We start from the raw sequence: 24,734 nt of genomic DNA on the forward strand, positions 1-24,734 counted from the left end.
AATCTCCTTCTCCACGTTAATTCAAGCAAGCCCTAATCTCATCCAGCAGCTGTGAGCGGTTGAAGGACCCTTTTTGAATAATATCCTTCACGGAGCCGTTCAGCTTGTTTCGGTCGTCAGCTGTGATCGTTTTGGCGGTCAGGACGATGACTGGAATCTCACTAAGATGGGACGTCTGTCGCAACTCTGCAATAAATTCAAATCCGTCCATTTCCGGCATCATGAGATCCAGCAGGATCAAATTCGGCTTTTCAATTTTAATTTGCTCCAACGCTAATCGCCCATTGTCTGCCTTGTGGGCGGTATAGCCCTCCCTGTGCAGCATGCGTGTCATCATCTCGCTCGTCGTCTCGTCATCCTCAATAACCAACACCGAATGATGTTCCCGATCGGTGATGAACCGGTCCATGACTTCGATTAATCGGTTGCGGCTCACCGGCTTGGTCAAATATTCGGCAGCGCCCAGAGAATAGCCGAGCTGACGATCGTTCGTCAGCGATAGAATAACGACCGGAATATCGGCTAGCTCCGGATCATTCTTCAGCTCCGCCAGCACGGCCCACCCGTCCATACTGGGCATCAGGATATCCAGACAGATGACCTGAGGCTTGAGCAGCCGCGCGAGCCGGATGCCCTCTCTCCCGCTCTGGCTGAACGCCAGCTTCCAGTTCTCCGAAGCAAGATACCGTTCGATCAGCAACCGGTTCTCTGGCTCATCGTCAATGAACAGAATACTGATGCCATCCTCATGCGCTGTCTCCAGATTAATATCCGACAGCTCCTCGATATCGGTAGAGGGTACCTGACGCGTCGCGAATTCCAGCGCTTGTGCTGGCTTGGCCGGGAGCCAGCAGGTGAATGTGCTGCCGCTGCCGGGCACACTTGTCACATCAATTCGTCCGTCCATAATTTCGCAGAACCGTTGGCTAATCGATAGCCCCAAGCCGGTACCTCCATATTTGCGTGTTGTGGAATTGTCCGCCTGTACAAAAGGCTGGAACAATTGCTGAAGCTGTTCGGCCGAAATGCCGATTCCCGTATCGCTAACTACGAATGAATAGCCTGGAATTCCCTGACGGGACTCCTCGGCGATCGCGAAGCGGATATGCCCCTGCTCCGTAAACTTGCTGGCATTCGTCAACAGGTTAATGAGAATCTGGCGCAGCTTGGTGACATCTGTTGTCATCTCTCCATTGACGGCATGAATTTCATAGGTGTTGCCGCTCCGGTCCAGAAGCGGACGAATGGTCGTCATCACATCTTCAATTAATTCATCCAGCATATAAGGCTCGTAATACACATCCATTTTGCCTGATTCAATTTTGGAGATGTCCAAGATATCATTAATGAGAGAAAAGAGATGATTGCCCGATCGGTTAATTTTGTACAGATCCTCTGCAAAAGCAGGCTCTCCTAGCTCCCTAGCCTCATCCATTAACAGCTCGCTGTAACCAATAATCGCATTGAGCGGAGTCCGGAGCTCATGACTCATGTTGGCGAGAAACTGACTTTTGGTGCGATTGGCGCGTATGGCTTGATCATGGGCCTTGCTAAGCGTGGCCGTTCGCACAGCGATCATATCTTCAAGGTGCGTGCGCTGATACTCCAATTCCTGCTGTAGCTCCCGGATTTGCGCCAATTGCTCCGCCTCGCGGAGCTCGGCTGCCAGCCGCAGCTTGCGCTCTTGCTCCAGCTCTTCTCTTGCCTGTTCCAGCTCGTTCATCGTGCAGGCTCCTCCACTAGTAAATCTGGCTTCTCCTGGATGACCTTCAGAAATGCATCCACAACATCCGGGTCAAAATGGCGCTCACGCTGCAGCAGGATCTCAGCTGTCGCTTCTTCCGGCGTCCAGGCCTTCTTGTACGGCCGCTCATGAGTCAGCGCATCATAAAAATCCGCAAGCGCAACAATCCGCGCCTCCAGTGGGATGGACAAGCCGCTTAGCCCCTGCGGATAGCCGGTTCCATCCCACTTCTCGTGATGAGAATAGGCGATGACACCTGCAATCTTGAGTACTTCAAAGGAACTCGCCTGGATGATGTTGTAACCGATGGTCGTGTGCGCCTTCATCCGCTCCAGTTCCTCTGGATCAAACCGCCCTGGCTTGAGCAGGAGCTCGTCCGGAATACCAATCTTGCCGATATCATGCAGCGGGGCCGCCATAATGAGTAATTCAATGGTTCGTTCGGGTAGCCCTAGCTCTCTGGCAATGAGTCCCGAGAGGCGGCCAACGCGCTGAGTGTGCTGACCGGTCATGTCATCCCGGTACTCCGACGCACGGCCAAGCAGCTGAAGAATCTCATGCTTGGCTTGCTGCAATTCGACCGTACGTTGTTGCACACGCTCTTCCAGGGTATCCTTCTGTGTCCGGAGCTGCAGATGCAGATAACGAGTACGCAGCAGATTATTGATGCGCAGAATAACCTCTGTGCGATCCACCGGCTTGGTCAAAAAGTCGTGTGCCCCGGCTTGTAATGCTTTCTGCTTGGCATCGCTAGTCACATCTGCCGTAATCACAAGGACAGGCAGATACTGGTCCTCCCCGCTCAGCTCACGGATCATTCCCAATGCCTTCATGCCGTCCACTCCGGGCATATGCCAATCCAATAAGATAATGTCAGGTTGGACTTCGGTAATGACGCGCTGAATATGTTCCGGCTCCACAAGCGAGATGATATTGGTATAGCCCGCCCTTCCAAGTATCCGTTCCAAAAGATGAATGTTGTATTCCTGATCATCCACAATCAGGATGGTGGCCGAATTGATCCGTTCATTGTCCATAGCATGTTCTCTCCCTACATGATTCTGAGGTGCGTGTATCAAGATGCGGCGGTTTCCGGCCAGGCAGGCGCAAGTCGATACGTTCTCCTGCTATCCGCGGCAGCTTGGAATCTCTCTTTGCTCTCTTTGTATGTATTGCGTTGAACAGTTCTCTATTAGTATAACGGCATTTTGATGTCAGGTTATGAATAATTCACGCATTTTTTTGCGAAAAACAACTTTACTATGCACTCGCGCTCTGAAACGAAGTATGTTAGGATAGAAAAAAACTCAGAAACCGATTACTAAAAGAGGTGAAACTCCATGAAAAAGCCGGTGACGATCCACGACATCGCCAAACTGGCCAATGCTTCATCGGCTACGGTGTCCCGGGTTCTCAGCAACAGCAATTATCCCGTCAGCGCAGCCATGCGCGAGAAAATAACCCGTATCGCCAAAGAGGCCAATTATATTCCCAACATGCTAGGCAAACAGCTGAAGACGAATACAAGTATGACAATTGGGGTCATCATCCCTTCAATCAGCAATCCGTTCTACTCCTCCGTCATATTGGGGGTCGAAGAAATCGCGAGGGAACATAATTATCATGTCATTGTGTGCAATTCTCTGCAAAACCCTGATTTTGAGTTGGGGTACCTGCAGACCATGGCTGAAAAACAGGTCAAAGGCATTATACTCTCTTCCATCGCCCAGAACACCTCTCTGCTCAAAGGTCTGCTTCAGAACGGTATGCATGCGATTGCTATCGATCAACGTATTGATGAAGAAGAGATATCGCAGATTGAATTCAATTATGCCAAGGGCGGCTACATGGCCACCAAGCATTTGATTGAACACGGGCATACCCGGATCGGTTATGCTACTTCCGAGCTGGATCGCCATAGCCGCACCGAGATTCATCAAGGATATCTGAAGGCAATGAGCGAGGCTGGACTAAAGCCCGTGGTCGAGATCTCTGGTGCAGGGAAAGTGTTCAGCTCCAGCAACGAGTTCGATAGTGGCAAACAACTGGCTGACAAGATGCTGGAGCGGCATAAGGACTTGACTGCCATTTTTGCTTGCAACGACGTCATGGCCTTCGGTGTAATCCACACGTTAACTTCGCGCGGCCTTCGGGTGCCGGATGATCTATCGGTGATTGGGTTCGACGGTATCGAATACGGGCAGATGATTCATCCGCCGCTGACTACCATCAAGCAGCCGGATTACGAGATGGGAATTCTCGCCTGCAAGCTGTTGCTGGACAAACTGCAAGATAAAGACAGCTCGCATTTATCCGTTATGCTGCAACCCCGGCTTGTAGAGCGTGCGTCAGTTACAACAAGGCAGGCAGGAGATTGAACGCTCCTGCCACAGCCTAATAGCAATCGGTTTCTAAATAAATTGATTTTCCTTCCTTAACTCTTCCCCCAAACATGAAAGCTACATGAAAATGAAAGTAATTGAATGGAAACTTTCATTTTCACGCGTTTCTGGAAGCGTTACCTGTATGTTTTTCTAACACAATCATTCAATTCTCATAAAAAAAACAGCTTTTTTCAAAAAAATTAGTTGGTTTGTTCACATGAACCATGCTATACTACACTCAAAGAAATCGATTTCTATAGAATTTTGCTTCGCCACTGTTCCTTTATTTCTAAATCAGGAGGTCTTGAAAATGAAGAACAAAGCAAAGGTTGTTATGATGATGTCGTTATCCGCGGTTCTGCTCTCTGCCTGTACACTCTCCAACAGCGGCAGCGGTTCGGCGCCCGGGGGTTCCGGAGATGGGGAGACAGTCCGCATCACACTTGGACTGCCAGGGGGTTACGATGTAACGAACAAAGAAATTATCGACGGCTTTATCGCTGCCCACCCGAATATTGAGGTGGACATTCAGGAAGCGCCATGGGGTGATTTTACCAACCGGATCGCTACGCAAATTGCAGGCAATACCATGCCCGACCTCTGGTTTCAAGAAAATGCTGTTATTCTCGGTTACGGACAACGTGGCGTAGCCGAAGACCTGGCCCCTTATATTGAAAGAGACCTGACGACTGACGACTATATCGATACGCTGTTTGCCGCGCAGACGCCGGAAGGCCAGGTATGGGGCGTGCCCCACGGCGCCAACCCGATCGCCCTAGCCTACAACAAAACGATCTTCGAAGAAGGCGGCGTAGCGCTTCCTACTGACGAATGGACATTCGAGAATCTGATTGAAGCGGCCAAGCAGCTAACCCAGACTGATGCCAACGGCAATACCGAAGTGTTCGGCTTTATCGGCTCCAGCTCCATCACGCAGGGCTGGTTCCCCTGGATCAAGCAAGCGGGGGGCATGGTCCTGGATGAGACACTGACCGAATCACGCTTCGACGATCCCAATACCATCGCCGGATTGCAGCAGCTGCGTGATGGCATCGCGGATGGCTATTTTATGGATGGCGATTCCATCACAGCCTATGGCGGTGAGCTGCCTGCCTTCGGTTCTGGCAAATCAGCTATGTTTTTCCTTCAATATAGTACACAGGTAACGATGAACAACGACTTTCCGGATACAGACTGGGATGTGGTGAAGATTCCACGCAGTGTAGATGGCGAGCGTTATGTGCCGACGGTATCGAATTCGTGGCTCATTTCCTCCCGTGCCTCGCAGGAGGCGAAGGACGCATCCTGGGAGTTCCTGAAGTACTATCTGGGTGACGAGGCCCAAGCGATTCTGGCGGAGAGCGGCTCGGCACTTCCGGTGAAGCAATCGGCGCTTGCCCTGCTTGAGGATAGTCAGACAAAACCCGCCAATAAGCTTGCATTTACAGACGGGATCGCCGAAGGCGGTGTAACACTGGACGAGAACGCCTCCTGGAACGAATGGCGGATCGCCGTTCAACAAATTGTCAACGAAATCGTCAAGGGCAACGTCACACCAGAGGCAGGAGCACTCGATATCCACAAGCGGGTGCAAGACATCCTAGATAGCCAATCTTAACTCATGCGGGTGGCACGACAGGCGGGGGAGCTCTCTCCCCCGCCCCTGAACCCTAGCGAAAGGTTGCGGTCTTCATGCACAAGCAAGGCTATTGGGGCTACATCTTCACGCTCCCTTTTATAGTAAATCTACTCGTTTTCGTCTTGTTCCCGATTGTGTTTTCCGCTTATATTGCGTTTACCCAATGGGATCTCTTCAACGCACCGCGTTGGGTCGGTCTGGACAACTGGATCCAGACACTGACCGATCCGCCATTTTGGATATCGATTCGGAACGTCATGGTCTTTTCTCTCATCTTCGTGCCGCTGCAGACGGTGTTCGCATTTATCATTGCCTATTTGCTCAACCAGTCCATTCGCGGTAAATCGTTGTTCCGTCTCTTCTACTTCATGCCTGTCGTGACCCCGTGGATTGCTGGCGGTATCTTGTGGGTGTGGTTGTACAACTACCGGTTCGGGCTGATCAACTGGACGCTTGACAGCATTGGTATTACCCCTATCCATTGGCTGGATAACAAGCATTGGTGGGTCGTCATTGCAAGTGTCGCCATCGCCAACGTCTGGAAAGGTATCGGGTCTTCCATGATCTTGCTGTTGGCTGGCATGCAGAATGTACCGAAGGAAATGCTGGAAGCGGCCGCCATTGATGGCGCTTCGCGCTGGGTCCGGCTGACCCGGATCATCTTCCCGCTCGTCTCACCAATGGTCTACATGGTCATGATTCTCTCTACCATCGCTTCCTTTCAGGCCTTTGACGTATTTCTCGGCATGTTCGGATCGATTACGGCAGGGATTCCTGAGCAGCACATGGTCACCAACCTGATTATTTACCGTGACGCCTTCCTCTTCTTCAAGATGGGACCGGCATCAGCAATGGCATGGCTCCTGTTCGTCATCATTCTCTCGATCACCTTGTTCCAGCGGTATTTCGAGAAAAGGTGGGTGCACTATGACTGAGAAACCAACCCTGTTGAAACAGGTAATCGTGTACACCCTGCTCACAATCGGCGCGTTCATGATGGCTTTTCCGTTCGTATGGATGCTATCCACCTCGCTGAAGACGTTGGGCGCCGTATCACAGCTGCCACCGCAGCTCATTCCGAATCCGGTGCAGTGGGCCAACTATGAGACCGTCTGGAACCGGGTCGATTTTGGCCGCTATACCTTCAACAGTGTTTTAATTGTCACGATTGATCTGATCGGTACCCTTGTATCCTGCGCTTTCGTGGCCTTTGGCCTGGCTATGTTCAATTTCAAGCTGCGCAAGGTATTATATCTGGCGATGCTGGCTACCTTGATGCTGCCGTTTCAAGTGACACTGATTCCAAGTTATTTCATCTGGAAATCATTCGGCATGCTGAACAGCTATTATCCGCTTTTGATTCCATCATTTCTTGGCGGCGCGTTCGGGATTTTCCTAATGCATCAATTTTTCAAAAGTCTGCCACGCGAGCTCTACGAAGCGGCAGTCATCGACGGCTGCAATCCGCTCGGCATCTTCTGGAAAATCTATATGCCGCTTTGCCGGCCGGCGCTCTCCGCTCTTGGCGTATTCACGTTCATCGGCGCGTGGAATAACACGGTTGGACCGCTTATTTACCTGCAGGACCGAGAGCTGTACACGTTGCCCTTGGCTCTGCTCTATCTGAAGTCCGATACCCAAATCAACACAGCATTACTTATGGCCGCTGCGGTTATCGTCACCTTGCCCGTTGTCGCCGTCTATCTGGTGGCGCAAAAGCAATTTGTACAGGGCATCGCCTCCACCGGTCTGAAGGGATAGCTTGTGAAAGGAGCAACCACGATGAAGAAAAGCTATGCGCTGATTGGAGCAGGCTCGCGCGCGTTCTACATGTTCGCCTTGCCAATGGTCTCCAACGAATTAAACGACCATGTCAATCTGTGTGGCGTCTACGATATTAACCCCAAACGCTCCGAGCTGCTAAGCGAAGCCTGCGGTGGCGTGGCTGTCTACGACAGCTTCGAAGCCTTAATCGCAGGCGCCCGTCCCGACACGGTCGTCGTTGCCAGCACAGACAGTACGCATCATCTGTATATTATCGCGGCGCTGGAGGCGGGTTGCGATGTCATTACCGAGAAGCCAATGACCACCACCAGTCCCTATGCAGCTGCGATCCTCGACGCGGAGCAGCGCACGGGGAAACGCGTCACGGTCACCTTCAACCTGCGCTTTGCGCCATACTTCGCCAGAGTCAAGGAGCTGATTCAGGGCGGCGCCATTGGTGATGTCCACCACATTGCACTGGAATGGTATCTGGACCGTCGTCATGGCGCGGACTACTTCCGTCGTTGGCATGCAGAAATGGACAACAGCGGCGGTCTGCTCGTTCACAAGTCTACCCATCACTTTGACATTATGAATTGGTGGCTCGACAGCCGCCCGGCCGAAGTCCACGCTTACGGCGGCAGACGATTCTATGGACCAACCCGCGAGGAGCGCGGCGAGCGCTGTCTAACTTGTGAGTACAAGGACAGCTGTGAATTTTATCTGGATTTGCATGAGCACCCGTTCATGGATTCCCATTTCCTACAAGTCGAGGATGCTGACGGTTATATCCGTGACCGTTGCGTGTTCCATGAGCGGATCGATATCTATGACCAGATGTCGGTGCAGGTTCAGTATGACAGCGGCGCCCTGCTATCCTACTCACTCGTTGCCTTCAGTCCGGATGAGGGCTGGCGGGCAACCGTGACGGGCAGTGAGGGCAAGCTGGAGCTCGCCAACCTGTATAGCAATGCCGATATGCAAGGCTCGGCAAGCAGCGAAATTCGTCTTATCCGTCCAGGCGCCGCCACCCAGATTATCGAGATTGACACCGGTGCGGATGGGCATGGCGGTGGTGACATCAAGCTTCGCAGCATGCTCTTCAAGGATGCTGCACAGCCGGATCCGCTCGGGCAACAGGCTGGCAGTGAGGCCGGTGCCCTCTCGATGCTGATCGGCGCAGCGGCCAACCTTTCCATTGAGGAACGGAGGCCGGTACCCATCAGAGAGCTGATTAGCAGCGCCGCTGTAAGCGCTGTGCGGGGGTGAGCCAACCATGCAGACCATCCAACAACTGGAACAGACCATCTTCTCGCTTGTGGACACACGTGATCAGCTGAAACGATTCGTCTTCGACCGTTCGGACGAGGCGTTCACCGCAGGGGATGCTGCGCGTGACGAGCTGCATACTACAGCACAGCTGGCAGAACGCCGCTCGCATATGAGAGACGCTTTCCTACAAGCCATTGGCGGACTGCCTTCCATGGACACACCACTTCTGCCCCGGTCTACCGGGTCCGTAAGCGAGTCTGGTCTGAGAATCGAGAATATTGTGTTTCACTCGCGGCCCGGGCATCCCGTGACAGGCAATCTGTATCTGCCTGCGTCTGCTCCAAGCCCCGGGGCGGCAGTGCTCTTTCTGTGCGGACATGAGCCGGACAGCCGGGTCAGCCCCCTCTACCAGCGGGTATGCAGACAATTGGCGGCTGCAGGTCTGATCGTCCTCTCCATTGATCCGCTGGGACAAGGCGAACGGCGAGGTTATTTACCACCACCTGATGGAATCAACATCCAGCCGGGGACGCATGAGCATCAGCATACGGGGGCCCAGTGTCTGCCGCTTGGCGACTCGCTGGCCCGGTATTTTGTCCACGATGCGATGCGGGCGATCGATTATCTCTGCACCCGGCCCGAGGTCGACCCGGCGCGCATCGGCGTGACTGGCAACTCCGGCGGTGGCACGCAAACTACTATGCTTATGGTTTGCGACGATCGGTTGGCTGCAGCTGCACCGGCTACCTTCATCATGAACCGGCAGCAGTATATGCATGCCGGCGGCGTCCAGGACGCAGAGCAGGTCTGGCCAGGTCTAAGCGCGTTAGGCTTTGATCATGAAGACCTGCTGTTAATCTTCGCGCCCAAGCCGCTGCATGTCCTAGCTGTCAGTTCAGATTTCTTCCCCATTGAGGCAACCCGGCGCACCGTATCAAGAGCACGGCGCTTCTGGGAGTTGGAGCATCGGGGAGACAAATTGGAGTTTACGGTGGACGACGCCACGCATAGCTATACCGAACGTTTGGGTGAGGCGGCGGCTGACTTTTTCTCGCGCAGCTTGCTCGGGTGTCCTGTTCAATTCGATGAAGCATTGGATACCACTCGGCTTAGAGCACCACAAGAGCTGTGGGCAATAGCTAGTGGTCAGGTGCTCCTAGAGGACCCGTCAGTCGTAACGATTCAGGCTGAGAATGTTCGCCGGGCGGAGCAGCTGCGGGCCAAGAGAAGTGAATCGGATCTTCAGGAGCAGGCGCTGGCCTGGCTCCGGCGCCGGCTGCTTGAACCGCGGCGACCCGCCCGGCTGGAGACCCGCAAGGTCCCGATCGGACGATGCCTGGACTGGGATGCGGAGTATCGGATGTGGTGGTCACAATCCGGCGTGATGAATAGCGGAATCCTACTGCGGGGAATCGATCACAACGCTTCCGTTCCCATCGTCATTGGTCTATGGGAAGGCGGCACGACGCAACTGGCGCCACACGAAGATTGGATTCGCGAGACAATCTCCAGCGGTACGTCAGTGCTGGTCTTTAATCCATCGGGTGTCGGTCCTCATATGCCCCATCCGATCCATGGACAACCACCGCTCGCATTCTTCGGCATACTGCACAAGCTGGCCGATGATCTGCTCTGGCTGGGCGACTCCCTTGCGGCTATGCGTGCCTATGATGTTATCCGTTGTGTCGATATGCTCCTGCAGGACGCTGCTGCTGGTGGCGCCTCACATATTGACATCCATACGCACGGTCGCTGTGACCTGTATGCCAGACTGGCTGCGGCTGTAGACACTAGGATCGGCAGCCTCACTTGCAATCAAGGCATAAGTTCTATCTCAGCATGGGTCGGTGCGACGTATTATGAAGAATCTGATGCGATGAGCTTCATTCTACCGGGCATGCTGCAATACTTTGATCTTGACGAGCTGGAGCGCTGGCGTACCAGTACGCGCGATCAACCCGACAAGAAAGCAGGCGATAAACAATGAAACCGATAACGGTGACTCTGATTGGCGCCGGTATGCGTGGCATGATTTACACCGGTTATGCCCTCAGCAAACCGCATGAGCTGCAGATTGTAGCTGTTGCCGACCCGGACGCACAGAAAAGACAGCTCTGTCAGGAGCAGTATGGCATTGCCGACAACAGATGCTACGAGAGCTGGGATGATTTGTTCGCCGGTCCACGCGTATCCGATGCCGTGTTCATCTGTACACAGGACCGCGACCATTACGAACCTACCATGAAGGCACTTAGCGCAGGCTACCATGTGCTTCTGGAGAAGCCCATGTCGCCTCACTGGGAGCAGTGTCTGGCGATGGGACAACAGGCTGAGCAGCATGACAGGGTGTTCACGATCTGTCATGTACTGCGCTACTCCCCCTTCTTCCAGACGATCAAGCAACTACTCGATGCCGGACGGATCGGCCGCTTGATGTCCATCCAGCATAATGAGAATGTCGGTTATTGGCATCAAGCTCACAGCTATGTGCGAGGGAAATGGCGGCGTACCGACGAATCAAGCCCGATGATTCTTGCCAAGTCCTGCCATGACCTGGATATCATCCAATGGCTGGCCGGCACGCCTTGTGTCAGTGTGTCCTCCTATGGACATCTTTCTCACTTTCGTCCCGAGGAGGCACCGCCCGGCGCACCACAATTCTGCCTGGACGGGTGTCCCGTTGAAGACAGCTGCGTTTATTACGCACCGGACATCTATCTTAAGCCGGATGGTGGCTGGAAAGCGGCGTCCGTCTGTGCCGATCCGAGCTATGAAGCGCGTTACGCGGCTTTGAAGAAGGGGCCTTATGGTCGCTGCGTCTACCACTGCGACAATGACGTTGTGGATCATCAGGTCGTCAGTTTGTCCTTCGAGCAAGACATCACGGCCGTCTTTACGATGAGCGCATTTACGAACGACTCGAGCCGTACGCTCAAGCTGATGGGAACCCGCGGCGAACTGCGGGCTTCGATGGACCGGAATGAAATTGAAATTACGTTGTTTGGCACCGGTCAGCGGGAGACGATTACACTCACCGATCCGGGAGGCCATGTTGGTCACGGTGGCGGTGATCTGCGACTCGTTCGAGACTTTGTCCAAGCCGTGCGTCATCACGGTAGCTATAACTCCGCCACCTCGGCCAAGGCATCGGTCCAGAGTCACCTGATGGCCTTTGCAGCCGAGCGGTCCCGCTTGGAGCAACGCATGGTGCCGCTCAGCGAGTTTGATCAAGAGAGAGTTACCTATACTAAGGAGGACTGATTAATGATGCAAATTCATGTTCACGATAATGCCGATCTGTTGGGTCAACACGCTGCCGATGCCGCCGCTCTGGCGCTCAAGGAAATCATTGCCGAACAAGGTTATGCCCGTATTGCGCTTTCCACTGGCGCTTCCCAGTTTCCGTTTATTTCTTCGTTCGTCACACGCGATTTAACTTGGGAGAAGATTGAGATGTTCCATCTGGACGAATATATCGGATTGCCAGAGTCACACCCGGCAAGCTTCCGCAAATATTTGAAGGAACGTTTTTTGCAACACGTACCGCAACTGCAACGCTATTGGCTGGTTGACGGCGAGCAAGATCCGCAGGAGACCGTTGCACGACTGAATGAGGAAATTGCTCAAAAGCCCGTCGATTTGGCGTTGATCGGCATCGGCGAGAATGGTCATATTGCCTTCAATGACCCGCCGGCTGATTTTGACAACCCGGATCCATATACGATTGTCAATCTTGATGAGGCCTGCAAGCAGCAACAGGTCAATGAAGGCTGGTTCGCTACGTTGGAGGATGTTCCCAAGCAGGCGATTAGCATGACCGTACAGCAGATTTTGAGCAGTCGCCGCATCATCTCCTGCGTACCGCACGGCGCCAAGGCAGAGGCCATTAGATCGACACTGGAGAAGCCCATTGACCCGAAATTCCCATCCACCATTCTCAAGTCGCACGCCAATTGGCAGCTATACCTGGACAAAGCATCGTCAGCCGGCATTTTTGCTTGGGCTTAGGCAACCAATGAGGAGGTACAACCGATGGACTATCAGGGCAGACGCATCGATACCGGCGAGCCTGTTGAAATCGAGGTCCAGGATGGCGTAATCACTGCCATCCACAAGCTGACTGAAGACCCGGGGCATTTGCCCTGGGTCTCCAGCGGCTGGATCGACCTCCAAGTCAACGGCTTAGCGGGCTACGACTTGAACAGCGAACGTGTAACTAGTGCGGATATCGAAGGGGTCACCCGGGCGTTGCACGCCAGAGGGGTCGCCGCCTATCTGCCAACCGTCATCACGGGATCCGATGATCGAATCAAGCAAGGACTCCGGGCGCTAGCGGACTATTGCAATTCTGGTGCGTACGGTGCTTCATCCATCATCGGTCTCCATCTGGAAGGCCCCTACCTCTCCAGCGAGGACGGTTGCCGCGGCGCCCATGACCGGGCTTATACACGCAATCCCGATTGGGAGGAGTTCCAGCGGTTTCAAGAAGCCGCTGACGGGCGCATCATCATGGTCACGCTGGCTCCCGAACGGCCAGGTTCACTCCCTTTCATTGAGAAACTGGCAGAGGCGGGAGTTGTCGTGGCCATCGGTCATACCATGGCAACCGGCGAGCAGTTGGATGCAGCCATTCGAGCCGGAGCCACCTTATCTACGCATCTGGGCAATGGATCTCAGCCCCACCTGCCGCGTCATCCCAACTATATCTGGGATCAGCTGGCGGATGACCGCTTGTGGGCCACCTTTATCCCTGACGGCCATCACCTGGCCCCTCATGTGCTCAAAGCCATGCAGCGCATCAAGCGCGAGAAAACAATCTTGGTCAGTGATTGCGTCAAGTTCGGCGGCATGCCTCCAGGACGGTATCATTCATTAATAGGCTCCCATGTCGAGCTGGAGGCTAATGGCCGGCTCTCGATGGTCGAGCACCCTGCCATTCTGGCAGGTTCCGCCTCGACATTGGACATGGGAATTGCAGGCGCCGTCGCCTATACAGATATGTCCCTGGCCGAAGCCATCGAAGCTGTCACGATCCGGCCTGCTCAGGTGCTGGGCCGTCCCCTGCTCGGTATGCTGGAGACTGGTGCGCAGGCGAGCTTCACCCCCTTCACTTGGGAAGAAGCGAGCGCTTCGATTCGGGTGGTAGATACCATTACCGACGGAATGAGCCGTTTCGGGCCCCGCTAGCTATTCAAGCAAACCTATTAACTCAATAAGACTGCAACGGGGGCTGTCCAAAACGTCAGTTAAAGCTGACGGTGGACGGCCCCTTTAAATATCACGTCTGCTCTAACGGCCACCCACGTGCTTATTTCACCCTTTTTGCTTGGTTCACCAATCTAACGGCCACCTACGCAGTTATTTCAGCGAAAGTAAACTGAAACAGCCAGTTACAAGGCCAATAGGTGCTTATATGGCCGTTACAATCTCGAACGACTGATTTAGGGCAAAATAGCGTTCATGGTGGCCGTTAGAGCACCAGCGCGATTCGTTTCGTTGATTTTCAAGACAAAAAGGCTGGACGGCAAACCTAACGGTTTCTCGCCCAACCTTTTTGTTTGGGGACTTATAGGATAGCCCCTAAGTGTTTTTTCCAGACTATAAGCGCATTTGCAGACCTAGAAAGCAGCCTGGGCTTTCGAAGTCTATTGCTTGCAAACGTGATAAAGCGTTTGTCTTACAAGAGCTTTATCCTAATGCGGCTTGGCATATTCCTGAAGCACCTGTTCTTTCAGCGCTTTCGGCGCCCGTGACACATAAGCATCCAGGATCGTACCTTCAATTTCGCGCCACGGCACCTGTTGATCTAGTCTAATTCCGACCCATCCAAGATGGCCGACATAGGCAGGCACGAAATACTGCTCTGGTTTGGTATCGATGAGCACTTGCTGAATTCCAGCTGGGGCCGCGCACCATAGTGCGACTTTGCCATCCCCATGATGGTTGTTATGGTATTGTACAAAAGACAGCTTGTCCCTGATAAAAAAGGTTGGAGCGCCATGGCTCGTCCGCTCACTGGCTTCCGGCAGGGATAGGCACAGCCGGGTAATCTGCTCATACAGCTCGCCCTTTTCTTCCAAACTATTCCTCTCCTCGTTCACGTTCATAATCATCCCTCCTAGTTCAAATAGATGGCCTACTCCCCTAGCCTGATCCTTCAGCAGCCTCCTTACCGTCACGTCGTTTGCGTCTAGTTTACCACTCCGCTTGCTTTCTGGATATGCTTTTCAAGCTAATGATTTTCTCAGATTCAGTCATATATGAGACGGGGTAATGATAAGGATGGGCAGCAGATCCTTCTTTTGCAAGGGGATGCTGCCCATTAACTGTCTGGATTTTCTTCCCTCGCTTTCAGCAGAGCAAGCAGTGCCAATGAATCGCCAATAATGGTTACAATGGCAGCCCACAAAGCAATGTCTTCCGATGTAACACCCAAGCTGGCAGGTGCAGTTGCGTTAGTATTTTTATTGGTATTGTTCGACGGCGTTGTGGTCTGAGCGTTTTGAGGTGGCGAAGATCCCGAAGAGGGATCACCGGCATTCTGATTATCAATGACTGCCGGGACCGTTACTGCCCGTCTTTTACGGGTACTTTTGGCTGCTTTCATCTGGGGTTTCTTGCGTTGGCTTGACTGCGTATTCGGATGCCATACCATGGTTCTGCCTCCTCCCCGTTAGCCATACCTGGTATCAGCCTATGCCGTAACTGGGCGGGTTGCGTGGGCGATGACCTACATTGATGAATCCTAACCGCGGTTCCCGACGTATATACCTGTATCATCCCAGGGAGCGTCTCCCTCCAACCCGGGAAGGAGTAGTAGAAATGGACGATCAGTTAACCAGACTCAATCAGCAGTTGCAGACTGCTGCAGAGCGTAGACGCCACAAACAGAAATGGGAGCGTCAAATTCAAGAATATACCAAGCAGCTGCATCAGCAAGAGCGCTTGGAGCGACAGCTCGAACATGAGCTCAAAACCGAAAAGGCCGATGTGGACAAGCTAAATAGCCTGTCCATTGCAAACCTCTTTTACACGATTATGGGTTCTAAGCAGGAACGAATGGACAAGGAGCAGCAGGATATCGTAAGAGTCAAGCTGCAGTATGACCAAGCCATGGCAGAGCTGGCTCAGTTAAAGGAAGAATTGACGGAGCTGCGCAGCTTATTATCGGATGTATATACTGCTGAACGCGAGTATGAGCAATTATTTGCTGCCAAAAAGGCGCTGATCCGGGAGCATTATAGTGAGTTCAGAGATGCACTGGATGCCATTACAGATGAGGAAAACGAGCTCAACGTACAGCTTAAGGAGTTAAACGAAGCATTAACTGCCGGCAACCACCTGCGGACTTATCTGGAACAAGCAGGGGAAAGTTTATCGAAGGCGAAGCAATGGGGAACGTGGGATATGGTTGGCGGGGGAACCCTCTCAACCTACGTAAAACGTGGACATATGGATGATGCCAGAGAATTTATTCATCATGCGCAGCATTTGGTCGCGCGTTTTCAGCAGGAATTGGCCGACGTTCGGTCCTTCCCTGCGATCGAAATTGACTTGGGCGGCGGGTTCATGACGTTCGCTGATTATTTTTTTGATGGCCTTATCGTAGACTGGATGGTTCAAGGACGGATCAAGGAATCGCAGGACAGAGTCAGCAATGCCCTGCATAGCTTGCGCCCTATCCTGCGCAAGCTGCAAGAAGAAACCGCCCGCATCAGCGGGCGGTTGACTGCTGCAAAACAAGAACGCATACGTCTGGTTGAACAGGCCAAGCCTTCCTAGTTTCTCTTACATGACAGCTGACTTACCGCCATCAATGTTTACGGAAGTTCCCGTTACATAGGAGGCAGCCTCCGATACCAGAAATGCAATCACTCTCGCCGCTTCATCCGGTTCGCCGATCTTGCCAAGCGGTATGCCATGGCGGCTATCCGTGGAGTAATCTTCCCATGACAGCTCCGGTGCGCTCTCCTGCCACATCCGTTCGATCTGCTCGCTTCGGATCGTACCGATGCTCACGGCATTCACTCGGATGCCGTCGGCTGCCAGATCCTTGCTCATCGCCTTGGTTAGAGCAAGTCCTGCGGCACGGGTAACGGAGCTTGGCATCGAACGGCCAGATGGCGTCTTGCCTCCTACCGAGGTGACATTGACGATAGCTCCACTGCCCGCTTGTCTCATGAACGGCAGAAGACTGCGCGTGAAACGGATAGCTGCAAATAGCTTGAGATCGATATCGTGAGACCAGGCATCATCTGTGACCTCGTCGAACGGTTGGGCTGCAGAGGTACCTGCATTGTTGACAAGAATATCGATGCCGCCCAGCCGTTTGGCCGCTTCCTCTACCGCGCGGTCCACTTCGGTTTGTACAGAAACATCCGCTGCGACCCCGTAGATATCCCGTCCGGTTTGTTCTTTAATCTGACGAACCGCTTCCTCCAGCGGTTCCGGTCGTCTGGCTACAATGACCACATCGGCGCCCTCAGCCGCCAGCTGCATAGCCGTAGCCAGACCTATGCCTTTGCTGCCGCCAGTCACGACAGCCCGCTTGCCTGCAAGTCCTAGATACATACCGTTATCCCTCCAGTCAGATCGTCTTACTCCACATCAAATTCTGGCAGTGCCCACACCGAGAGTGAACAGCCGTTTACAGGGAAATCTGCCCATCCGTCCTCACCGATGACTATTTTGTCTTCCCGCGTATTGGTCAGATCCAGCCAGATCTCTCCTGCTCTGTGCTCCCCTACATACATACGCTTGAAACCCTCTTCGTCATTGGAGATGACTACCGCGCAACCGGAACGTTCAATCGCCTCATCGCCGCGACGGACCCAGCCTACTGTGCTTGGATGGTCCAGGTAGTCCTCTTGTTCTCCATATGCTTTATGATACCGGGCATACAACAGAGGGTCAATTGCTTCCTTCTTATCCGGAATCGGCTCTTCTCCGTTAATGCCATAATAATCGCCATAGAATACGCACGGATAACCGTTCTCCCGCAGCAGGATGATAGCGTAGGCACTTTGTTTGAAGCTATCCCCGACCCATGACTCCAGCGCCTCTCCTGGCTGAGTATCATGATTGTCCACAAAGGTTACGGCATTCATCGGATGAGAATCGACCAAGTTATGATGAAACAGAGCCGTCAAATCAAAATCGGGGCCAGCCAACGAGGCCTGATGGAGCTTATAATGAAGAGAGACATCGAATAAGGAGATGGAATAATCCAGCTTGCCAAGAAAATCGCGGCAGGTGTCGGCATCTTCGTTCCAGAATTCACCGACAATAAAAAACTCATCGCCCCGCGGCTTGCCCACCTCCTCGACAAACTGCCGGACAAACTCGTAATCAATGTGTTTAATCGCATCGAGGCGGAAACCGCCACATCCTGTTGTATCTGCAATCCAATGCCCCCACCGGATCATTTCTTCCCTGACCTGCTCCTGATGATAATCAATGTTGGCAAACATCAGATAATCGTAATTGCCGAACCTGTCGTCTACATTATTATTCCATTGCTTGTCTCCATGGATAATTCTAAAGATCCCTGAACGATCCGTGCCGGCATCATAATCGGTTCCGTTAAAATGCTCGTAGCTCCATTTGAAGGAAGAATACGTATCGCCACGGCCGGGAAACGTGAATTTGGTCCAGCCTTCAATCTGAAACGGCTCGGATACATCCTCTTGCCTGTTATCCTCGGCAACTTCAACAACATCGAAGGTCTCTGTCTCATCTGCCCCCGCTTTATGGTTCATGACCAGATCGGTATAGACAGCAATACCATGCTCCCGGCAGGTCTGGATGGCTTCCAGCAGTTGGTCCTTTGTTCCATATTTCGTGCGCACCGTACCCTTTTGGTCAAATTCACCAAGATCGTACAGATCATAAATACCGTATCCCGTGTCTTGATCGGATTGGCCTTTGGTGACCGGCGGAATCCAGACCGCTGTAATGCCCCGTTCGCTTAGCTCCGCCGCCCGCTCCTTAAGCCGGTTCCAGTGCTCTCCGTCAGGCTCGACAAACCATTCGAAAAACTGCATCATCGTCTGATTTCTTTTCATTTCTATCTCCCTCTCTCCACAAATTCTCTTTACGAAACGAAAAAAATCATTGCTTTTTCTAGTCTGAAAGACGATGAAGACGGTATATGCTAATTAGCTATTAACCAGGGTCAAAACCGCTGAAACGACTGGAAAACCCACTTTCAAAGCGATTGGATTTGGTAAGCCTATTATAATGCAAAAAATCCTGTTAAGAAAGCTGACATCAGCTTCATAACAGGATTTTCGTTTAGCATTTAAGGCACAAGACGTTCAACCGCTTCATCTACAACGCTTCCGCTCGCAATTGGACCACTGTACAACCAGCTCGATTTGGCCGGCAGCTCATAGACTTGCCCGGACTTCACGGCAGGCAGGTTATTCCATACCGCCGTCTTCAGCGTCTCGGATTCGGCACCCTCACCATTGATTAAGAAGATATGGTCGGCATCCAGGTCGGCTAGTGCCTCCATGGAAATCTGGTTCCAGCTAAAGCGGTTTTCTTCTGGAATATCGGTCACCAGATTCGGTGGCGTCAGTCCCAGATCCTCGTACAGCACTGCCCCGCTCGCCACTGATTCGTCGACAAGATAGATGGTTTCGGAGATCAGCCACAGAATCGCTGCCGATTCACCCGGAGCTGCGTTCTCAATCGCGGTTTTGGCTTCGGCTACCTTGGTGTTATAGGCTTCAAGTACGGCCGCAGCCTGATCTTCCCGCTGCAGAATTTCACCAATCTTGGTTAGCGTTTGCCGCCAGTCCTTAACTGTCTCGCTGCCGAGCAAGAATGTCGGCGCAATCTTGGCCAATTCATCCTTCTTCCCTTCAGCCGCTTGTGTGTCGTCACCAAGAATGATGAGATCCGGCTCCATGCTGTTCACCACCTCAAGCGGCAGATCAAATGGCATTTCAGGAATGCCTGCCAACTCGTCACCCAGGTATTCCATTGTCCCGTTGGCGACCGACCACTGAGCTACCGGCTTCACATCAAGCGCAACCAGATAATCCTCCAGATAAGTAGCCAGCACATGCTTCGGATCCGCAGGGATTGTCACCTCTGTTCCGGAGGCATCAGTGAGCGTCAGCTCGGCGGGCTCTTCGGTTTGTTGCGGCTCGTTAGCCGTATTTGCAGGTGCTTCATTCCCCGCACCAGATGTGTTGGCATTATTCTCACCTGCGTCATTGCCGTTGCTGCCGCATGCGGAGATCAGCAGCGCGCTCGCTAGGACCAATACCAGTCCAGCCCGCAGGCGTGTCTTGTTGTCTTGCTTCATGTTTGTTTCCCCCTGATCTATTGTTCTCACTCTATATAAGATAATGATAATCACTCTCATTGTCAACCCGTTTTTTCCCCGGTCGTTGGAACGGCATGGACGGTCTACTCCCGGATTGCTACAATGAGAGCAGATCAATGACAAGGAGCAGATGGCATGTACAGGATCTTTATTGTAGAAGATGATCATCAGCTAGCGCGCCTGCTGGAGGAGCATCTGATCCGTTTCGGTCATCAGATCAGCTCTGTGACACAGTGGGATCGTGTCTATGAAGAATGCCTAGCCTACGATCCCCATCTGGTGCTAATGGATGTCAATCTGCCACGCTATGACGGCTACTATTGGTGCCGCCAGATTCGGCGCGTCTCCACCTGCCCTATCATCTTCCTGTCAGCCCGCGAGGGCAAGATGGATCAGGTGATGGCGCTCGAGAATGGTGCGGATGATTATATGACCAAGCCCTTCGACTATGAGCTGGTAACCGCCAAAATCAATAGCCAACTGCGTCGCGCCTATGGCACGTACGCCATTTCTGGCGCCGAGAGAACGTTAACGGTAGCCGGACTGTTGCTTGACAGCGAGCGCCTCCAGCTCTCCTTGGACGAACGACGCGTTGAACTCAGCCTGACCGAGTGCCGGATTTTAGAAGAGTTAATGCGTCGCCAGGAGCAAGTTGTGAGCCGGGACCGACTATTGGAAAAAATATGGGATGATCAGGTATTTGTCGACGACAATACGCTAAACGTATATGTAACCCGTGTGCGCAAAAAACTGGCTGCCCTGGAGATTACCGATGCCATACAGACCGTACGGGGCATAGGCTACCGCTTGACTCCGACATGGGAGTCTCTGACATGAGGCTCTTCTTGAAGGAACATGTGCCACTGCTTATTCTGTACGCGATTCAATTGGGTGTCGTGACGCTAATTTACTGGCTCGACGGGTTCCGTAACACCACGACCAGTCTATATGCTATCATTCTGAGTTCTGCGGCTCTGATGATCTATCTTGTCTATCGTTACCTCGCGAACCGCTCGTTCTATAGACGACTGGAGCAGCCGCCAACAGAGCTTAGCGCCTCAGGCGTCATTCATCAGCAGTCTCCACTGCCGGAAGCGCTCCAGCGGCTGCTGGCCAGCCAGTCCCGGTTATACCAAGCGGATCTGCTAAGTTATCGCAACCAGATTGATTCCCATCGTCAGTTCATCAATCAGTGGGTTCACCAGATGAAAACACCATTGTCTGTTATGCATCTGATCGTCCAGCACGAGGATGATCCGCGCTTTATGGCAATCGGCGATGAGCTCGACAAGATGCGCAAGGGGCTCGATATGGTTCTCTATACAGCCAGACTTGATACATTTGAGCATGATTTTCATGTGGAGGAACTGGATCTGGCGACCCTCATCCGCGGGGTGGTCTCCCATCAGAAACGTCTGTTCATCCGCAGCCGGATCTTTCCCCGTCTAGAGCTGGCTGAGGGCCTCCGTATCGTATCTGATGAGAAATGGCTCTCCTTCGTCATGACTCAGCTCATTACGAATGCCGTACGGTATACGACCCGTGAGGGAGCTCAGGTCCGATTCCGCAGCTATACGCAAGACGACAAGCGAGTCTTGGAAGTAGAGGACGAAGGCGTCGGCATTGCTGAAGCTGATCTGCCGCGTATTTTCGACCCTTATTTTACTGGAGAAAATGGACGGGCATTTGAGGAATCCACTGGCATGGGTCTGTACCTGGCGCACCAGATTTGCGGCAAGCTTGGCCATCACATTACGATCAGCTCGCAGCAGAATCAGGGAACCGTGGTGCGCATCCTGTTCTAGCCTGCAGCCGCCTTACAATATTGTAAGGCGGCTGTAAGTTTGCCGCGTGGATTATAGCCTGTTATGCAATTATACTACATCTATCGGAGGTGACTCTCGTGGCACTAGTCGAGATCAGCAACCTGTCCAAGGTTTACGAAAGCCACCTCGCCCACCGCGCGCTGGACAACTTGCGGCTTGAAGTAGAAAGCGGCGAATTTGTCGGAATTATGGGCCCGTCGGGGAGCGGCAAAACGACCTTGCTTAATGCGATTGCTACGATCGACGAGCCTACCAGTGGACACATCCGGATTGCCGGTCTCGATCCGCTGAGTATGGACAAGGACGAAATGGCCCTGTTCCGCAGAAGGCAGCTCGGGTTTGTGTTTCAGCAATATAATTTGTTGGATTCGTTGACAATTGCCGAGAATATTATCCTGCCCTTGTCGCTAGACGGCTTGCCTGTCCGAGAAATGGAGCAGCGGCTCTCTGCTGTTGCCGACAAGCTGGGGATCACCTCCCTTCTTTCACGACGAATCTACGAGATTTCGGGAGGTCAGCGGCAGCGGGTTGCCATCGCACGCGCCATCATTCACCGTCCGGCCTTAATTCTTGCGGATGAACCGACTGGCAATCTGGACTCCAAGTCGTCTCGGGATGTCATGGAGACTTTTGCAGCCCTTCACGCCTCTGAGCGGACCACCATTCTGATGGTGACCCACGATGCGGTTGCTGCTAGCTTTTGCAGCCGGGTTGTTTTTATCAAGGACGGACGGCTATATAACGACATGTATCAAGGAGGACAGCGGCAAGCATTTTTCCAAAAGATTATCGACATGCTCTCGCTGCTGGGGGGCGACAGCCATGACCTTAACTCAGCTCGCTTGCCGTAACGTCCTCCGCAACCGCCGCACCTATGCGGCTTATTTTCTCAGCAGCTCCTTTTCAGTCACCGTGTTTTACGTATGCGCGCTGTTTCTTTTTCATCCCGTCATTCAGAGTGGTGCAACCTATGACGGAGCACTCCAGGCACTGGTCGCTGCAGAGGGAATTGTGTATCTGTTTGCACTGCTGTTCGTGCTCTATTCGGTCAGCTCCTTCCTCAGATCTCGAACCCAGGAGTTCGGCGTTCTGCTCATGCACGGGATGACCAGACGCCAGCTTTATCGAATGGTCTTCCTGGAGAACATGCTGATCGGCCTCGGCGCCATTTTAACCGGCATCGTCGCCGGCTTGCTTACAGGCAAGTTGTTCTTGATGATTGGTGCCAGTTTTCTTGATGTAGAGAGCCTTGCTTTTTATGTGGATTGGCGAGTGCTCGCCCTGACGGTTTCCTCCTTTGTCCTGCTCTTCCTGACGATTTCGGCTGTCACGTCCTTATTGCTTCGCAAAGGCAAGCTGATCGAATTGCTGCAGGCCGGACAGCGGACCAAGGCTGTTCCTGAAGCGTCCTGGAGACTCACAGCCGCGGCGCTGGCACTCATTCTAATCAGCTATGCCCTGGCCGCTACAGCGACGGTCAATTCCATTTATGTGCGTGTAGTGCCCGTAACTGTTATGACGGTCGTTGGTACCTACCTGTTCTACACCCATGCCGTTCTGGCATTGACTGCCATGCTCAAACGCAACAAGAAGACCTACTGGGACCGCACCAATATGATTGCGATTGCCGGCTTGGCACATCGGCTCAAGGATCATTCCCGAATGTTCTTTATGGTAACGATTATTTCGAGCGTCGCGTTTTGCTCTGTCGGCTTCTTTGCTTCCGTAACCACCTTCTCGGATGATCTGGCTGCCGATTATCCGGCTGCTATTGCTTATGTAGCCAAGTCCGGGTATGACGGCTCCACGGAGTTGCAAGCCATTGAGTCAGAGTTGGAGCTGATGTCGCTGCCTTATGAGAAGTGGTCCATGCCCATTCAATATGCTGCCTTTCACACAACGACCTCTCCTGATACGGTGCTCCCACTGATTGCTTATTCAGACTATGTCCGCGTCATGCTAATTAGTGGTCAGGGGCCACCAGCACCGCTGCTTGAGGGCAACGATGCACTGGTCATGCTCGGCTCACAGCGGGACCGGACCTTGCTGGATGTCAGGCCGATGCAGACGTATGCGATGAGCGCCGCGTCCATTGAGCTTCGGGAAATTGGCTATACTAGTGCAGTCATTGTGCCGGATCATCTGGTTGCTAACGATGATGTGCCTGGCAATGGCGAGTTTAGCGGTCTTGTCGTCTCTGATTCCATCATGAAAGAGCTGCACAACGAGCATCAGATGGAGAAGTATACAGGCTACTACGTAAGTAATCTCGCGCTCACCTCTGGTGTTGCAGCCGAGCTCGCAGCTGAAGGCCTGATTCGCCACAGTGAGGAGCAGTCTTATGCGCTTGCCATTAGCGGCACTCTCTTTGATGTCCGCAGCAGCTTATACAGTACGATGCTATTTATTGCTTTGCTGATCGGATTTGTTTTCTTTGTAGCGGCTGGCAGTTTTCTTTACTTCCGTCTCTACGCTGAACTCGCTTACGACCGCAGGCAATATCAGATGCTGGCCCACATCGGCTTGACCGAGCGCGAATTGAGGAGAATTGTAACCCGCCAGGTGGCATGGCTGTTCTTTGGACCCTTCGGCTTGGCCATTCTTCACAGCGTATTTGCGTTCATGGCGCTTCAGCAGCTGTTCTACCTGTCCATCGCCGCCAGGCTCGGCAGCGTGCTGGCTGGCTTCGTCCTTGCTCAGGGGCTCTACTTTTTATTTATTCGTAATCGCTATTGGCGTCACATTCGCAAGTCCTGGCGTTAATCCA

General features: G+C 52.9%; 21 protein-coding genes. 14 read left to right on the forward strand and 7 right to left on the reverse strand.

What is annotated here, in order from left to right; all coding sequences use genetic code 11:
• Positions 1 to 16 precede the first annotated feature (16 nt).
• Positions 17 to 1,723 (reverse strand): hybrid sensor histidine kinase/response regulator, encoded by a 1,707-nt coding sequence (locus tag F556_RS0101420; protein ID WP_020615096.1) that lies wholly within the window; start codon positions 1,721 to 1,723, stop codon positions 17 to 19.
• On the reverse strand, positions 1,720 to 2,781 hold the full coding sequence (locus F556_RS0101425; protein WP_020615097.1) for an HD-GYP domain-containing protein: 1,062 nt from the start codon (positions 2,779 to 2,781) through the stop codon (positions 1,720 to 1,722). The genes F556_RS0101420 and F556_RS0101425 overlap by 4 nt, the downstream gene beginning before the upstream one ends.
• A 303-nt stretch (positions 2,782 to 3,084) precedes the next feature.
• On the opposite strand from F556_RS0101425, the gene F556_RS0101430 reads away from it, so the two are divergent.
• From F556_RS0101430 to F556_RS0101470, 9 genes are all read left to right on the forward strand, one after another.
• Positions 3,085 to 4,122 (forward strand): LacI family DNA-binding transcriptional regulator, encoded by a 1,038-nt coding sequence (locus F556_RS0101430; protein ID WP_020615098.1) that lies wholly within the window; start codon positions 3,085 to 3,087, stop codon positions 4,120 to 4,122.
• A 316-nt stretch (positions 4,123 to 4,438) separates the two neighbouring features.
• Positions 4,439 to 5,746 (forward strand): ABC transporter substrate-binding protein, encoded by a 1,308-nt coding sequence (locus tag F556_RS0101435; RefSeq protein ID WP_020615099.1) that lies wholly within the window; start codon positions 4,439 to 4,441, stop codon positions 5,744 to 5,746.
• 74 nt (positions 5,747 to 5,820) lie between these two features.
• The gene (locus F556_RS0101440) at positions 5,821 to 6,702 is read left to right on the forward strand and encodes a carbohydrate ABC transporter permease (RefSeq protein WP_020615100.1); all 882 of its coding nucleotides are present in this window, start codon (positions 5,821 to 5,823) and stop codon (positions 6,700 to 6,702) included.
• Positions 6,695 to 7,528: a carbohydrate ABC transporter permease gene (locus F556_RS0101445; protein ID WP_020615101.1), complete on the forward strand. Its 834-nt coding sequence runs from the start codon at positions 6,695 to 6,697 to the stop codon at positions 7,526 to 7,528. Before F556_RS0101440 ends, F556_RS0101445 begins: the two co-directional genes overlap by 8 nt.
• Positions 7,529 to 7,549: 21 nt before the next feature.
• On the forward strand, positions 7,550 to 8,800 hold the full coding sequence (locus tag F556_RS0101450; RefSeq protein ID WP_020615102.1) for a Gfo/Idh/MocA family oxidoreductase: 1,251 nt from the start codon (positions 7,550 to 7,552) through the stop codon (positions 8,798 to 8,800).
• Between the two features lie 7 nt (positions 8,801 to 8,807).
• The gene (locus F556_RS0101455) at positions 8,808 to 10,790 is read left to right on the forward strand and encodes an alpha/beta hydrolase family protein (protein ID WP_020615103.1); all 1,983 of its coding nucleotides are present in this window, start codon (positions 8,808 to 8,810) and stop codon (positions 10,788 to 10,790) included.
• The gene (locus tag F556_RS0101460; RefSeq protein ID WP_020615104.1) at positions 10,787 to 12,064 is read left to right on the forward strand and encodes a Gfo/Idh/MocA family protein; all 1,278 of its coding nucleotides are present in this window, start codon (positions 10,787 to 10,789) and stop codon (positions 12,062 to 12,064) included. Before F556_RS0101455 ends, F556_RS0101460 begins: the two co-directional genes overlap by 4 nt.
• Before the next feature lie 3 nt (positions 12,065 to 12,067).
• Complete coding sequence (locus tag F556_RS0101465; protein ID WP_020615105.1) at positions 12,068 to 12,811, forward strand: 6-phosphogluconolactonase; 744 nt, start codon at positions 12,068 to 12,070, stop codon at positions 12,809 to 12,811.
• Positions 12,812 to 12,835: 24 nt separating this feature from the next.
• Complete coding sequence (locus F556_RS0101470; RefSeq protein WP_020615106.1) at positions 12,836 to 13,990, forward strand: N-acetylglucosamine-6-phosphate deacetylase; 1,155 nt, start codon at positions 12,836 to 12,838, stop codon at positions 13,988 to 13,990.
• 506 nt (positions 13,991 to 14,496) lie between these two features.
• Here F556_RS0101470 and F556_RS0101475 read toward each other — a convergent pair.
• On the reverse strand, positions 14,497 to 14,910 hold the full coding sequence (locus tag F556_RS0101475) for an MmcQ/YjbR family DNA-binding protein (protein ID WP_020615107.1): 414 nt from the start codon (positions 14,908 to 14,910) through the stop codon (positions 14,497 to 14,499).
• Between the two features lie 215 nt (positions 14,911 to 15,125).
• A complete protein-coding gene (locus tag F556_RS0101480) occupies positions 15,126 to 15,458 on the reverse strand; it encodes a hypothetical protein (protein WP_020615108.1) in 333 nt (110 codons plus the stop codon).
• 167 nt (positions 15,459 to 15,625) lie between these two features.
• On the opposite strand from F556_RS0101480, the gene F556_RS0101485 reads away from it, so the two are divergent.
• Positions 15,626 to 16,585: a hypothetical protein gene (locus F556_RS0101485; protein ID WP_020615109.1), complete on the forward strand. Its 960-nt coding sequence runs from the start codon at positions 15,626 to 15,628 to the stop codon at positions 16,583 to 16,585.
• A 6-nt stretch (positions 16,586 to 16,591) separates the two neighbouring features.
• Here F556_RS0101485 and F556_RS0101490 read toward each other — a convergent pair whose 3' ends face one another.
• The 3 genes from F556_RS0101490 to F556_RS0101500 form a co-directional block, all read right to left on the reverse strand.
• A complete protein-coding gene (locus F556_RS0101490) occupies positions 16,592 to 17,374 on the reverse strand; it encodes an SDR family NAD(P)-dependent oxidoreductase (protein ID WP_020615110.1) in 783 nt (260 codons plus the stop codon).
• 26 nt (positions 17,375 to 17,400) lie between these two features.
• Positions 17,401 to 18,867 carry an alpha-amylase gene (locus tag F556_RS0101495; RefSeq protein WP_020615111.1) on the reverse strand — a complete coding sequence of 489 codons (1,467 nt, stop codon included), beginning with the start codon at positions 18,865 to 18,867 and terminating at the stop codon, positions 17,401 to 17,403.
• A gap of 236 nt (positions 18,868 to 19,103) precedes the next feature.
• Complete coding sequence (locus F556_RS0101500; protein ID WP_020615112.1) at positions 19,104 to 20,120, reverse strand: ABC transporter substrate-binding protein; 1,017 nt, start codon at positions 20,118 to 20,120, stop codon at positions 19,104 to 19,106.
• Positions 20,121 to 20,276: 156 nt separating this feature from the next.
• On the opposite strand from F556_RS0101500, the gene F556_RS0101505 reads away from it, so the two are divergent.
• The 4 genes from F556_RS0101505 to F556_RS0101520 all read left to right on the forward strand — a co-directional run bounded on the left by F556_RS0101505 (position 20,277) and on the right by F556_RS0101520 (position 24,730).
• Positions 20,277 to 20,978, forward strand: coding sequence for a response regulator transcription factor (locus tag F556_RS0101505; RefSeq protein WP_020615113.1), 702 nt, complete (start codon positions 20,277 to 20,279; stop codon positions 20,976 to 20,978).
• Positions 20,975 to 21,946: a sensor histidine kinase gene (locus F556_RS0101510; protein WP_020615114.1), complete on the forward strand. Its 972-nt coding sequence runs from the start codon at positions 20,975 to 20,977 to the stop codon at positions 21,944 to 21,946. The genes F556_RS0101505 and F556_RS0101510 overlap by 4 nt, the downstream gene beginning before the upstream one ends.
• A 98-nt stretch (positions 21,947 to 22,044) precedes the next feature.
• Positions 22,045 to 22,818, forward strand: a complete 774-nt coding sequence (locus F556_RS0101515; RefSeq protein ID WP_020615115.1) for an ABC transporter ATP-binding protein — start codon at positions 22,045 to 22,047, stop codon at positions 22,816 to 22,818.
• Positions 22,790 to 24,730, forward strand: a complete 1,941-nt coding sequence (locus F556_RS0101520) for an ABC transporter permease (RefSeq protein WP_020615116.1) — start codon at positions 22,790 to 22,792, stop codon at positions 24,728 to 24,730. The genes F556_RS0101515 and F556_RS0101520 overlap by 29 nt, the downstream gene beginning before the upstream one ends.
• Positions 24,731 to 24,734 lie beyond the last annotated feature (4 nt).

The sequence above is a fragment of the Paenibacillus daejeonensis DSM 15491 genome, assembly GCF_000378385.1.
GTDB lineage: Bacteria > Bacillota > Bacilli > Paenibacillales > Paenibacillaceae > Paenibacillus_D > Paenibacillus_D daejeonensis.

Excerpts from the sequence above, each read along its gene's own strand:
- F556_RS0101420 (WP_020615096.1), bottom strand. The coding sequence starts at position 1,723 with ATGAACGAGCTGGAACAGGCAAGAGAAGAGCTGGAGCAAGAGCGCAAG.
- F556_RS0101425 (WP_020615097.1), bottom strand. The coding sequence starts at position 2,781 with ATGGACAATGAACGGATCAATTCGGCCACCATCCTGATTGTGGATGAT.
- F556_RS0101430 (WP_020615098.1), top strand. The coding sequence starts at position 3,085 with ATGAAAAAGCCGGTGACGATCCACGACATCGCCAAACTGGCCAATGCT.
- F556_RS0101435 (WP_020615099.1), top strand. The coding sequence starts at position 4,439 with ATGAAGAACAAAGCAAAGGTTGTTATGATGATGTCGTTATCCGCGGTT.
- F556_RS0101440 (WP_020615100.1), top strand. The coding sequence starts at position 5,821 with ATGCACAAGCAAGGCTATTGGGGCTACATCTTCACGCTCCCTTTTATA.
- F556_RS0101445 (WP_020615101.1), top strand. The coding sequence starts at position 6,695 with ATGACTGAGAAACCAACCCTGTTGAAACAGGTAATCGTGTACACCCTG.
- F556_RS0101450 (WP_020615102.1), top strand. The coding sequence starts at position 7,550 with ATGAAGAAAAGCTATGCGCTGATTGGAGCAGGCTCGCGCGCGTTCTAC.
- F556_RS0101455 (WP_020615103.1), top strand. The coding sequence starts at position 8,808 with ATGCAGACCATCCAACAACTGGAACAGACCATCTTCTCGCTTGTGGAC.
- F556_RS0101460 (WP_020615104.1), top strand. The coding sequence starts at position 10,787 with ATGAAACCGATAACGGTGACTCTGATTGGCGCCGGTATGCGTGGCATG.
- F556_RS0101465 (WP_020615105.1), top strand. The coding sequence starts at position 12,068 with ATGATGCAAATTCATGTTCACGATAATGCCGATCTGTTGGGTCAACAC.
- F556_RS0101470 (WP_020615106.1), top strand. The coding sequence starts at position 12,836 with ATGGACTATCAGGGCAGACGCATCGATACCGGCGAGCCTGTTGAAATC.
- F556_RS0101475 (WP_020615107.1), bottom strand. The coding sequence starts at position 14,910 with ATGAACGTGAACGAGGAGAGGAATAGTTTGGAAGAAAAGGGCGAGCTG.
- F556_RS0101480 (WP_020615108.1), bottom strand. The coding sequence starts at position 15,458 with ATGGTATGGCATCCGAATACGCAGTCAAGCCAACGCAAGAAACCCCAG.
- F556_RS0101485 (WP_020615109.1), top strand. The coding sequence starts at position 15,626 with ATGGACGATCAGTTAACCAGACTCAATCAGCAGTTGCAGACTGCTGCA.
- F556_RS0101490 (WP_020615110.1), bottom strand. The coding sequence starts at position 17,374 with ATGTATCTAGGACTTGCAGGCAAGCGGGCTGTCGTGACTGGCGGCAGC.
- F556_RS0101495 (WP_020615111.1), bottom strand. The coding sequence starts at position 18,867 with ATGAAAAGAAATCAGACGATGATGCAGTTTTTCGAATGGTTTGTCGAG.
- F556_RS0101500 (WP_020615112.1), bottom strand. The coding sequence starts at position 20,120 with ATGAAGCAAGACAACAAGACACGCCTGCGGGCTGGACTGGTATTGGTC.
- F556_RS0101505 (WP_020615113.1), top strand. The coding sequence starts at position 20,277 with ATGTACAGGATCTTTATTGTAGAAGATGATCATCAGCTAGCGCGCCTG.
- F556_RS0101510 (WP_020615114.1), top strand. The coding sequence starts at position 20,975 with ATGAGGCTCTTCTTGAAGGAACATGTGCCACTGCTTATTCTGTACGCG.
- F556_RS0101520 (WP_020615116.1), top strand. The coding sequence starts at position 22,790 with ATGACCTTAACTCAGCTCGCTTGCCGTAACGTCCTCCGCAACCGCCGC.